Source organism: Bradyrhizobium sp., assembly GCF_022844465.1.
In the GTDB taxonomy this organism is placed as follows: domain Bacteria; phylum Pseudomonadota; class Alphaproteobacteria; order Rhizobiales; family Xanthobacteraceae; genus Bradyrhizobium.
The window spans coordinates 253,318-266,045 of the sequence record NZ_JALHLP010000005.1 but is presented as its reverse complement, the minus strand read 5'-3'; the positions used below and the strand labels follow the sequence as shown (position 1 = coordinate 266,045).

The window sequence follows — 12,728 nt, the reverse complement described above, 5'->3', positions numbered from 1 at the left end:
GCTGAAGCCTGCGCGCAGGCCGGCAGCCTTACGGAGGCCGTGACGATTTCGATGGATGTCGAGCAACTGATTTACGAAGCCGGCCGGCTTCAGGATGCGGCCTCGCTGCTCAACCGGCTCTCCCAGCGCTGAGCAGCTTCCGCGGCTCTCCCTCGCCCGGCTTCGAAAGCCGGGTTCGTGTCAGTGGCAGCACATGATGCTGTCGCTGGAACGATGGAGAGCCAGATGGCTACCCGCAAATCGAAGTCAAAAGCAAAATCCCCCAAGTCTCGCGCGAGCCGGTCGGCCTCCAAGGCCGGGAAGGCTGCCAAAGCACCCGCTCCAGCCAGAACGGCAGCCTCAAAGGCCGCAGAGTCGTCAGCCGGGCCGTCCAAGCAGGAGACCGTGCTCGGCCTTCTCCGCCAGCCCAAGGGAACGACGATCGCCGCGATCATGAAGGCTACGGACTGGCAGCAGCATTCCGTGCGCGGATTCTTTGCCGGGGTGATCAAGAAGAAGCTGAAGCTTAACCTCACTTCCGAGAAGCTCGAGGGCACGCGCGTCTATCGCATTGCCAGGTCGGGCGCGGCATCGTGAACTCCGAGAAGAGACTGGCCAAGGCCGATCCAGCCGTCGAGGCGGAGCTGGATCGGCTGCCGGCCATGCCGATCGCGAACCTTCGGGCACGCTACCGGGAGCTGTTCCGGTCCGAACCGCCAAGGGCTTTCGGCCCGGACCTCCTGCGGCGCAGCATTGCCCACACGATTCAGGAGAAGGCCTATGGCGGCCTTCCCCCGTCGACCAAGAGGCTGCTCGATCAGATGGTGAAGGTGGCCGCCGCCAAGCCCAATGGCCGCCTCGAGCTGCCGCAGCGGATCAAGCCGGGGTCCGAGCTGGTGCGGACGTGGAATCGCCGGACCTACCGGGTGATGGTCTTGAGGAACGGCTTTGCCTTCGACAGCAAGACCTACGCCAGCCTTTCGGAGATCGCCAAGCTGATCACGGGGACCAGATGGAACGGCCCCCGGTTCTTCGGCCTGCGGTCGGCAAGCCAGCAGGAGGCCGCCGATGGCAAGTGACACCAAGGTCGTTCGCTGCGCGATCTATACCCGCAAGTCCACTGAGCACGGGCTTGAGCAGGAATTCAACTCGCTGGATGCCCAGCGGGAGGCCTGCGAAGCCTACATCAAGAGTCAGGCCTTTCAGGGATGGAGGGCCCTGCCCCAGCAATACAATGATCCGGCATACTCCGGAGGCAACCTCGACCGCCCCGCCCTGAAGAAGCTGCTTGCCGACATCGAGGCCGGCAAGGTCGATGTGGTCGTGGTCTACAAGATCGACCGCTTGACCAGGTCGCTCGCCGATTTTGCTAAACTGGTCGAGGCCTTTGATGCCAGATCAATCTCGTTCGTTGCCGTTACCCAACAGTTCAATACGACCACCTCGATGGGTCGGCTGACGCTGAACGTCCTGCTTTCCTTTGCGCAGTTCGAACGCGAGCTGTCGGCCGAACGGGTCCGCGACAAGGTCGCCGCCAGTCGACGCAAGGGCAAATGGACCGGCGGCTCCGTGCCGCTCGGCTATGACGCCAAGGACAAGAAGCTCGTCATCAACAAAGCCGAGGCAGAAACCGTCCGAACCATCTTCCGCCTCTACCTGGAGCTTGGCTCGTTCAGCCGGCTTGTCGCAGAGCTGGACCGGCGGAAGATCGTCACCAAGCATCGCAAGACCAAAGTCGCAAAATTTCAGGGGGGCATCCCCTTCACCTATGGCCCCCTTGCCCACTTCCTCAAGAATCGAATCTACCTCGGTGAAACCCATCACGGCGGCAAGTGGTTCAGGGGCGAGCACGAGGCAATTCTGGAGCGCTCCCTGTTTGACAGCGTGCAGGAACTTCTCAAGTCGAATGTGGTCAAGCGTAAGGTCAAATTCTCCGAAGGCGGCGCCCTGCTCCAAGGGAAACTGTTTGACGACAAAGGCAATCGGATGGGCCCGAGCTTCTCCAGCAAGAACGGCGTGCGCTATCGCTTCTACGTCAGTACCGCGCTTCGCGGGCGCAAGCATCTGGCTGGCACCGTTACAAGGGTCCCGGCACCCGAAGTCGAAAACCTCGTCAAGACCGCGCTGGAAAAAGAGCTCGATGCGTCCAGCGAGCAACTTCTCGAACACGTCGACCAGATCACCGTGGCGACAGGGCGCATCCGCATCGCCCTCAAGCAAGTCAAAGGAAGGAAACGGTCGATCGACATTCCCTGGTCACCCCAACTGAGGGGAACTGCCGAGATCAAACCCGCATCGCCAGCCGAGAAAATCGACCAGAAGCTGCTCAAGTCGGTTGTCCGCGCGCATGCCTGGCTCACCGACTTGTCGAGCGGACGCCATGCCTGCATCGAAGACCTCGCCAAAGCGGCAAACCTTCATCCCAAGGTGATCCGGCAAGGATTGCGGCTGGCGTTCCTACCGCCAGAACTGACGTCAGCTGTCATTTCCGGTGAGGCAACCATTCTCCTCCGGCAGATCCCGAAGGCGCTTCCCCTCTCGTGGGAGCAGCAACGTCAACTTCTCGGGTAACGTTCGTTCATCGGATGTCATAAATTCAGAGCCCCAAGCATCGGATTTCGGTTCCGAGGGTCAATAGTTCGAACCATTCCGAGCGCGCCAATTGCAAGCGATGTGGAGAAGACCATTCGACGGCTTGACCGCAAAGCCCCGCAAGTTCTATTTTTGTTCCCCTCCTATTCAATCGCGTATATTGAGGAATCGCGGCGCTCACGAAAGGCGTGATCCGCCGAGACGGCGCATTGAATTGCCCCAGGCATTCGGAGGGAAAACTGGCCGAATTAACGTTGCAGCACGCCGACGCAGTCGTGGAACACCATGTGGTGTTTGTCCATGGCCTCGGTCGTGGCAATTTAGATGACTGGCTTTCAGCGAGCGTTCCGCCAACAAATTGGCCGCTGTGGCTAACAGCCGATCTCAAAAATATCGCCATTTGGACTGTCAGATACGATGCAGCTCGCACCCGCTGGCGCGGGAACTCAATGTCTTTTCCCGATCGCGGCGGCAATCTGCTAGCCCTACTGCGATCACGCGTAGAGTTTGCCTCAGGTGAAATTTCATTTGTCGCTTACAGCTACGGCGGGTTGTTAACGAAGCAAATTTTGCGAACTGCGGAGGCAAAAGCTCCGAGTGACTCGCAGATCGCGGCAATTTTGCACAATACCCGACGGATTTGCTTCTTAGGTACGCCTCATCTCGGAGCGGACCTTGCGACTTTTGCAAATCTGACGCGCTTGATCACGCGTCCTTCGGCATCTGCTCTAGACCTTCTTAGAAACGCACCTTATCTCCGCGATTTGAATCTTTGGTATCGCCATTTTTCAAGAAACCACAGTGTCGCCTCGCTTAATCTAATTGAGGGTCAGCGAACATTGCTTGGGCAAATTGTTAAGCCAGACAGTGCCGATCCTGGACTTTCCTCTGATCCAATCTTTGTGGATGCCAATCATTCGACGATTTGCTCTCCCAGAGATCGAGATGATGAGATCTACATTCATGTCCGTGACTTTTTGGCACAGCCCCCAGTCGGAGTACACCGCGACACCGCAATAGCAGACGAACTTCTAAAAAGTAGCAGTAGCCTTGAAGGGCTCCATCAGAAGATGGACGCACTAATGGTCGCAAAGCCCACGCCGTCTTCGCCTGAAATAGAGGCGATTACTATCGATCCACTTATTGCCGAAGCGCTCTCCCGCGATCTGGAACGACAGTATGATCGCACGTTGCGCCGCTCACAGTTTCCTGAAGGCGCACGATCCGATGAATTTCAAGCGTTAGCCCAAGCTGTCTTAGGCGGTAAATATGCTGCAACGCCAGCAAACCTTCGACGTAAGGTACTTCTCCGCGCCTCTCGTAGCGCGTCCGTCCGAAAACAGATCGATCGCGCGAAATCCCTCCTCCAATCGGCGCAGTCTTTGGCTGGCGATGAAAACGACGCTCCAGGACGAGCCAGACTCGAAGAGGCCGAAGGCCGCGTGGATGAAGCAATGCGCATTCTGCGCGATGCTACTGACATCGAAGGTCAGTCAACGTTTGTTAGCATTCTCGTCCGACAGAAAGGCGTCGAGAATGCCGTATCATGGATGAAGGGAAGCAACGTTTCGCTATCTTCACTCAACGCGACCGGCCTCCATTCCATCGCGATGGCCTATCTAAGCCAGGAAACCGTCGAGCCTCTTCGCCGACTTCTGATAAGCTTGCCAGATGATGTTTTAATTGCATGTCCGAACTTCTTGTTGCTGCGCGCGCTTTCCCTTTTGGCCTCTGTGATTCCTGCTCCGGATCAATTTTTGGTATTTCAGCCACGGCCTCTCGATGTGCGGAGCATCCACCCGATCTTGCCCGAAGCCGACGTCGTTGATCGATTAACCCTCGCTTCTTCTGATCTGCTACGATTGATTCCGGTATTGCAGGAGCTTGGGCTTACAGAGGCGAAGCAGTCTGCGGACTTATTGCGAGTCTGGTGCGATCTCCTAAATCCTTACCGACGCGCACCAGCTATCAGCCGACTTCGGAGCGAAATGCTCAATCCCGAGACGGCTCTGCATCGCGTGCAGTTTGCACTCGCGTTTGATCGCGAATATTTTGATCCTAGACCAATTGAACAGTATATCGAAAGGAGAAGAGAACTTGGCGGTCTGAGCAAATCAGAATTGGAAGCAGCGCTCGTCCTCCGGCTGCATGGGCAGAGTGCGAAAGCCATAGCCGATCTGATCGCAAGTAATCGGACTCAGTTTAACGCTTGGTTCGAGCCTGCCGCGATTGCATCTATCGAAATTCAAGCCCTCGCCAAAGCTCAAGAGACAACGTCGGCCCAGGCGCTGCTGAACGAAAATCGGGATCACTTCGGGCCCCAGCATCTTTCGGCCCTCGAAGCAGAGATAGAGAAAGGCCGAGGCGGCGACCCGATTGCCGTTTACCTCAAGGCACATGAGACGGCAGGTACAGCAGAATCGCTACGTTCACTTCTCACGGCGCTCATGCAGGCCGGCGACGACCGCCAAATCGCCGTATATGCCGAACAGCTTTATGAAAAAACTGCAGACCCGGGCGATATCGGGATTGCTGCGCAGGCCTTCGCCAAAGCGGGTGATAGGAAAAATTTCGTTCGCTTATTCGAATCTCATCCGGTGCTGTGCGAGCGGTATCCAGCATTAGCCATTCACTATGCTTGGATGCTGTATAACCTCGGACGCTTGCGCGAGGTTCAAGAGCTCGTCGATGAGCTCGGTAGAAGAACGCCGCCGCATCGAGACTTGCAGCTTGAAATTGCTCTTTCAATTGCAAGCGGCAGTTGGGAAACTTTGGCGACCGTTCTCACGGCCTTTTTGGACAATCCAGCGTCCCATAACCCTAGATTGCTAATGCAAGCGGCGCACCTTTCGCAGGCTTCCGGCCAAGGCCCCATGCTTGACCTGCTGAAGGCGGCTTTAGAGCGAGCAGGCGATGATCCTAACGTATGGTTAGGCGCCTATACGCTCGCGATGGAAGAGGATTTGGAAGACAAGCTCCCGGGGGTCCACGATTGGTTTAGAAAAGCAATCGATCTTTCTGGCGAAGACGGGCCCATCAAGAGATTCGAATTAAAGGAGCTGCTGCCCCAGCAATTAGAATGGAACGAGCGTACAAGGAAAATTAGCGAACATGTTGTCAATGGCGAAGTGCCATTAGTGATGGCTGCTCCCGCGCTTAGAACGACGGTCGTTGACATTATTTTGCGGAACATTGTTCGGAATTCGGCGCTGGACGATGCCAGACGACGTATCGCGATACCCCTCTTCAGCGGCGCACGTAAGCCAGAGCCTTTCGGCGATCTCGGTATTATTGCGCTCGATATAACTGCATTAATGCTACTTGGTTGGCTCGGGCTCCTACCGAAAGTAATTGAGGCGTTCCCCGCGATCATGGTCGCCTCGGGGACCCTACAAGAAATGTTCGAGGGTCAACGGAAAATTAGGCAGTTCCAGCGATCGCGCCTGCGCAGGGCAGAAGAGATTCAGCGCGCCATAGCGCGTGCGCAAGTTCAGGTACTACGAGCACCAAAAACGGAACAAGACGAGCTGGATTTAGAAGTTGGGAATGATTTTGCCGCTCTCTTGCGAGCAGCGCGGCGCGCAAATGGCGTCATTTTGCGTCCGGCACCTCTGCACAGGCCAGGTTTGGATCAAATAGCTCCGAACATCGATAGCCAGGCCGACCTGTTAGCCGACATGCATACCTTACTAGAGCTTCTCAAGGATCTCGGTGTTGTTGATGAAATTCTAGAGGCGACCGCAAAAGAATACTTCTCCATTCAAGACAAGGGCTGGTCTTCCCCCGCAAAGCTCGCTCCTCAAAAACCGCTGTTTATTGACGCTTTAGCGCTTTCCTATTTGCAGCACACGAATCTGTTTCCGATCGTTTTGTCTACATTCACAGATATTACGATCGAAGGAGACTCCGAAGAAGAAGCTCTTATTCTGATCGATCATAACATTCACGTCACAGAAGTGCTAAATATCTTGGAAAGCGTTCGCGTTGCTGTTCGCGATGCCTACGAATCCCGCAAACTTTTCTTCGGTCCGAAGACGATCAGTCCAGACGCTGGTTCCAGCGAAGACTCAGATGAAGAGGGTGGTCGATCATCGACACTCTATCTTCTGTCGGATTTGGGTAACGCTGACGGCGTCGCTTTCGACGATCGCGTCTTAAATAGTGAGCCGTTCGCTCAGGATAAATTAAATCACAGAGCCCGGACAGTTAGTACCCTGGATATCATTGAAGAGTTTCGTGCACGAAATCTGATATCCGAACTAGATAGGCGGCATTTGCGGTACCGGCTACGAGTGGCCGGAGCTCTGCTGATGCCGGTCGACGAGGATGAAATTGTTGCGGCCGCTCAGCGATCCGGTGCTACTGAATCAGCTGAGTTTCGAGCGATACGAGAGAGCATTGATCTGGCTCGCGTGGCCGAGATGCCGCAGTTTCCCAATGAAATTCGCTGGCTGTTGTCGCTAGCCACTTCGCCGAGAAGAGCATTAGTTCAACTCTGGAACTTGGAGGCGGACCACGAGCGTGCGGCAGCGCTGAGCGCCCTTGTCCTCAACCTGCAACCGAATTTAGACGAATGGCTCTATTCGTGGCGGGGCAATCCTCCGCCCAACTGGTCGAGCGCGGTTAATCGCGTTTCAATAGCCAGCATGGCCATGCCGGTCGAAATCGGCGACGATCAAGTCCGAGCAGCCTACAACGAGTGGCTCGAAACAGCAATCTTGTCAGACTTGCGGAAGAACGATCGCGATTTCTATAACGAAGTTATTTCGTATATTCGCGATTTCATTACTAAATTGCACGAGGATGATAATGACGAAGAATGACAAGGATGACCTCAGGCGCATGCGAACGTTGTTTGCTTTGGAACGCATTCCTCAGTCGCTTCACTCTGATCTGCTGTCTGACGGCACTATCGCTACTCAGTTCAACATAAAGACCAACCGGCCCGTTAAGCTCGGCCGAGATGTATCGATCTCACAAGACGCACTTTTCGAAGCGTTCCGTGAGGCCATAAGGACGAACGAGCGGGTCCCGCTTCTGAATGACCTTCAAATTTTGGCGACAGCATTCTTTGCAGATGACGGCGCTGGCCTCGTTGAGGTTGGGAACGAACGGTTGCGGTTTGATTACGCAGGCCTGTTGAGTCAAGAGATCGAACAGCGTCAACGCTGGTTGACCAAATACCTAGCGAAAAACTCCTTAACCGATCTCGTCGTTCGGGAATTACATTCGATGGTGGCGGGGCCGACCTTTTCGAACGATACGTTCCTCACTTCGGTCATGCATCTTCAAAAATCGCCCCAGGCGCTTGAAGTTCGGTTGGCCGAACAACTCGACAAGCAACGATTGAGACCCGATAGCCTTTTACCGGATGATCTCGACTATTGGGACAATCTTACGGCCCCTCTCGAAACATCCAACTCGCTTGCCGATTTTTGCACGACTGAACTTCGGCGTGAGTTTGACATGCGGATGTCGCGCGACCCGCGACTTGCAATCTGGTCGGCATCATTGACGTTTTGCGCGCCGGGCTTAGTCCCGATTGCCCTCCTAAGAGAGTATGATGGCTCTGTAGTGTTGGCTGCTATTGAGCCCGTTCTAACATTTTCGGATCATTTTGCACTTCTAGGTGCGCTTGAGATCGCGGCGGATTGGGTACAGCGTGACGAGCGTTTTGCTGGACCCGGAACAAGAATACTCGATGCCCTTTTTGGCGAAGGGGATAACTTGCAAAACAGCTGCGGTCTCTTTGCAACGTCCTTTGCAATTGCCGGCGCCAGGCTTGGATTAAATCATGAGTGGCGGAAGCGCCCTCCCTTTTGGAGGCGCCTAAATATGGCTGCTCAAGCATCGCTATTTGCACGAGCCGCAGGTGATTGCAACGTGGACGCGGCGAGTCTGTTCTCGTGGGCCATGGAACACTTTGGTCCGAGCTATTATGCCTCTACATGCTTTGACCTATTCGACGAGCCAAGATGGAGGCCAGATTGGATAAGAGCCAATTTCCTTAAGTCGGACGCTGCCGGACGTGCACGTTTCGCTATACGATCCGTACCGGAGCATTTGCGTCCGCCAGCTTGGCATGCCCATTTTACTGCGATTGAAGAGAAACTCATCAAAGGCGGCACGTATTTTCTGTCGACACTTCCAGCTGTAGGTGAAAGCGCTCGGACAAAACAACCAGTTCTGACTGAGCTCGGTGATGTAGTGCAGTTCTATGCCAAATTTATAGACGAGCCTACAAACGAGAATCTAATGGGTCTCGCTCCATTCCTGTTCACCTACGGGTGCCCCTCGGAGGCTGTTCATGCGGTTCACGTGCTTCTTGCCAAGATGAGAGGTGCGCAAAGCGCAGAGGACAAAGACTTCCAATTTATCATAACAGTAGCGGTCTATGTCTCGGTCCTTTATCAAGATGCAGAACTGGCAGAAAAAGCTGCCGATCTTTCTCTGGCTGCCGCTCGCGTTTGTGAAGATGTTGACGCGGTGCGCGAGACCATTTTTCGAATTATCGAGAGCATTGGCGCTGATCCAGATCGCAAGCGATCTTTGGACAAAATGGCAAAGCGTCTTGAACTTCTGGCATTCTCCCTTGAGCCAAAAATGCTATACGAGCTGCATGCTATTCTTAGATTTCTGCAGCGCCTAGACGATTCACTGATAGCACGTCTCGCGCGCGCAGGCGCTGCTGCGCGATTAGGGGCTCGTGGAGTGGCGGCTTAGTGGACGTCATTTATATTTCGGGGAAGATAAAATCATATGGGTGATGGTTAGGACGATGTCAGCTGCAAAGGCCGTTGAAGTGACTGAACTCGCCCTCGACAATCTTGACTATATCCCCGAGCAAGGCCGCGCGCTTTGCGTGACCTTCAGCCTCGGCACGAGCGAGCAGAGCCCTATATCCTTCGAGTGTGCGTGCGAGCTGCCGTTTAATTCGCGCCGGATGATCTGCTGGATCAATTTGCAGTTTCTGTGGAAATACACCCGCGACGACATAAGGGTGTCGAAGCCTTGAACCATACACATCGCGTTGAGCCGACCAAAGTGCAATCGCGAGCGGCTTACCCCAATGCTCGTTGAGAAGTTTTGTCGCCACTTCAGCGGCTTCCGATGAGAGCACTGGAAACAGCGTGCCGATGTATCCGCGCGCGCCAGCGAACATCATATCGTGCGCCAACCGATGCCACGATAAACAGGCATTATTGATGACAATCGGCGTGCCCATATTTGCTATAGTATGATGCGCAAATATCAAATTACTGTCACACATCAACAAAGCGGATGAGCCAACGACGCGGGCGACATTCTCCTTCTTGACCGGTTTGAATTTGTTGGGACCTTCGCCAAGCAGCCTGTTAAAGTCGTGCATGACGTTACCGACGTACATTCGAGATTTCGCTTCACGATCGGTCCAATCAACTCCGTCAACAGACACGAACCGGAAGAATTGCCCGACCTTTAGAATGTCTGGCTTATCCGTCCGCGCAAACCCTACCGCTACGTCTGTAACAACGGTGCGCTCCAATCCTTCCGAGTCCTTGAATTGATGGGTCCACCGATAGCCTGAGCTGTCACCGCAGTGCGTGGCGATGATCAAAATATCATACGGAAAGTGCTCAAGCATCTCAGACACGTGCCGAACGTTTGCGGCTCGGTCTTGATAAACGCGAATAAATGCGCCGCGAGGCTCAAGCAGTTCGATGGCCGACTGTATTTCGGGCGCAGGTGTAGTGCCTGGATCGACGAGAACGACGACGCCGCTTGAAGGCCGACGCTGTTGTTCGGCAGCAAATCCATTGACAACAGCGCAACCCAAATCAGGATATTCCGACAAATGCGTCGTTGGATACTCTGGGTATGCGTAGCCGTAAGGTAGCTTTCCGATGAACGTAACTGAGCCACCGTCTGGGATCGGAATCGATCCACAAAGATTTTGCAATTCTTGCCTAAGCTGCGCTTGCCCTTCCTCAGGCGATAAGTTCGTTCCGCCATCTTGAAGCTTGTAGAAGGCTTCGAGAAGATCCTCAGCGCGGTCCCTATCGACTTCCGGAATCAGAAAAAGACCAGCGTCAAGCGCGAAAGCATAATTTGCGGCGATGACCTGAGCTAGCGCTTCGCCCTCTTCGCAAACAACCATATGACCGGTTTCAGAGGCAACCCAATCATATTCGGAAGGCCGTTCCTCGAATATAATCGACTGTCCTGCACGGAGCGCCTTGAGCAAGCCGACGCCGATACGATCTCGGCCCCAATGAAGTACGCTGGACGTGCGTCGTCCGGGTTTCAGAGATGCAATGTCATCCATCGACGACACACGATAGCAAGCCAAACTCCGCCGTGAGGTAAGCGAACCGCTTAAGGCATCGAACGCGTTGTCTTGCAGCCCAGCAAAATAGGCAATTTCGGCACGCGCGCGCCCCGCCACGTTGTGCCGACGCAGCACTTCGATATCGCGATCTGGACGCTGCATTCGCGGCCCATCACAGACCGGCAGATAGAAACCGGGCTCAAAAAGCGCGCATGACAGCTGCGCTGCAAGCTTTGCATCGTCCGCAAAAACTATCCTGTCAGCGATGGGTGGACACTTCATGCATGCCAGCATCCACCTCAAGATCGGGAAAGTAAACCCGAAGGTCATTCGGGAGCCGAATTGGCGCTAGGCTTCGGCGGTCGGGCTGCACGCTTTGCCAGTTGGAAGCTTCTTATTGCTGTGTAGTCGAGTGTGCCCGGGCCGAATCGCATTTCTTCGGTTAGCATGCGGTTGATGACCGACACCACATCCGAAACGACCTCCGCGGGCGCACCGGAGGCGGACTTACCTCCGCTCACGGCGCCCGAGAACATCTCTGTAGGCCTGCGCGGCTTTGATACGGAGGACCATGCGCACGCATTCGGCAATCTAATAGCCACCTACGTGCGTACGTTGAGCAGATATTTCGATCTATCCACTCTTGACGGCATTACCGTCGCGTTCGATTATACTCAAGCACTCCTTGATCTGGATCGCGGCTACGATACCAAGTACAAACTCGCGCCATCGGAAGGCATTGCATTTGGCATCGCGATGACGCCCGCTGTCATGCGTGAGGGCAAGATCAAAAGTCACATGCTCTTCAATGCCAGTGTGCTGCTGCCGCTCGAAGACGAAAAGCACGAACTTCACCAGCAAGCCCTTCATATGCTGGCGCATGAATGCGGGCACGTCGAGGTAACAGAACGATACAATGCGGCGTTTCCTGGCGTGCTGCTGCAGAGCAATTCACCGAACGCGCATGCCCATTTCCGTTCGGACATCACCAAAGCGTGCTGGGATGAATACGCTGTGACATGGATTTGCGCACCGTTCGGGCGTCAACCGACTGAGGATTACGAGGAGACGTTCCTGACCGCGCTCACAAAAACGCGCTCGCGGGCCAACGACCTGATTAAGGCCTATCGCTTGCACGCAGACATTGAGCAAATTACCGCTGAGGTTTATGGCGCTTACGGTGAACTCATGAAGTTCGCTTGTTACCACCTCGGCAACATGACCGGGCTTGGCCTCACGCTAAAGGATCTGCCCAAGACCGAGGCTGCTTTGGAAGGTCATTGGTTCGAGCCGTTTTTCGAAAAGCTCGGAGACGCTTGCACGGATCTCGCCGCGAACTACGGTAAATGGAAGGATCAAAGCGCATTCGAGATCATAGGCGATTTGGCCGACGAAATCGTGGCTGAGGGTGGCGTGATCATTTCTGACCATAGAGAAGACGGCGGATTCTATGTCGAAATACCTTTCACGCCTGAAGCGATGCCAGACGCATAGTGCTTCGGTTGTGCAGCGTTCAACTTGTTCTTCTTGCGTGGCAACGCGTCGCTTCGCGACCGGGCTCTATTAGCGCCGCCCGGGTGCCTTGTTGACCGGTCTGGCGGCCGCAGTCGTATCGGGTCCCGCGACCATCCGCAATCCGGTGATCATTGAACTGCCGCCCTCGGGCGGCAGTCGCGATCGAACCTGTCTCCGCCAATAGTCTCAGGGAAACGGGAGTTTTTCGGGAAACGGCCGGAGACTTTCCGCCATTTCGCCCCGGAGATGGCGAGACCGGGAGTCTGGAGACCGAGCGGAACGATGAAAAAGCCGGGATTTCCGGGCCTGTGAGGCGCAGGTTGCAAATTTAGGT

Annotated in this window: 7 protein-coding genes; 6 read left to right on the top strand and 1 reads right to left on the bottom strand. The window is 55.0% G+C overall.

What is annotated here, in order from left to right; translation table 11 throughout:
- Positions 1 to 213: 213 nt before the first annotated feature.
- From Q0D31_RS12400 to Q0D31_RS12380, 5 genes are all read left to right on the top strand, one after another.
- The gene (locus Q0D31_RS12400) at positions 214 to 576 is read left to right on the top strand and encodes a DUF3489 domain-containing protein (RefSeq protein ID WP_366518517.1); all 363 of its coding nucleotides are present in this window, start codon (positions 214 to 216) and stop codon (positions 574 to 576) included.
- Positions 573 to 1,058, top strand: a complete 486-nt coding sequence (locus Q0D31_RS12395; RefSeq protein ID WP_291850653.1) for a DUF2924 domain-containing protein — start codon at positions 573 to 575, stop codon at positions 1,056 to 1,058. Before Q0D31_RS12400 ends, Q0D31_RS12395 begins: the two co-directional genes overlap by 4 nt.
- The gene (locus Q0D31_RS12390) at positions 1,048 to 2,550 is read left to right on the top strand and encodes a recombinase family protein (protein ID WP_291850652.1); all 1,503 of its coding nucleotides are present in this window, start codon (positions 1,048 to 1,050) and stop codon (positions 2,548 to 2,550) included. Before Q0D31_RS12395 ends, Q0D31_RS12390 begins: the two co-directional genes overlap by 11 nt.
- A 209-nt stretch (positions 2,551 to 2,759) precedes the next feature.
- Positions 2,760 to 7,394: a hypothetical protein gene (locus tag Q0D31_RS12385; protein ID WP_366518516.1), complete on the top strand. Its 4,635-nt coding sequence runs from the start codon at positions 2,760 to 2,762 to the stop codon at positions 7,392 to 7,394.
- Positions 7,381 to 9,294 (top strand): hypothetical protein, encoded by a 1,914-nt coding sequence (locus Q0D31_RS12380; RefSeq protein ID WP_291850651.1) that lies wholly within the window; start codon positions 7,381 to 7,383, stop codon positions 9,292 to 9,294. Before Q0D31_RS12385 ends, Q0D31_RS12380 begins: the two co-directional genes overlap by 14 nt.
- A gap of 58 nt (positions 9,295 to 9,352) precedes the next feature.
- Here the strand turns inward: Q0D31_RS12380 and Q0D31_RS12375 are convergent, their stop codons facing one another.
- Positions 9,353 to 11,161, bottom strand: a complete 1,809-nt coding sequence (locus Q0D31_RS12375) for a hypothetical protein (RefSeq protein ID WP_291850648.1) — start codon at positions 11,159 to 11,161, stop codon at positions 9,353 to 9,355.
- Between the two features lie 174 nt (positions 11,162 to 11,335).
- On the opposite strand from Q0D31_RS12375, the gene Q0D31_RS12370 reads away from it, so the two are divergent.
- On the top strand, positions 11,336 to 12,373 hold the full coding sequence (locus Q0D31_RS12370; protein ID WP_291850645.1) for a hypothetical protein: 1,038 nt from the start codon (positions 11,336 to 11,338) through the stop codon (positions 12,371 to 12,373).
- Positions 12,374 to 12,728: the final 355 nt, after the last annotated feature.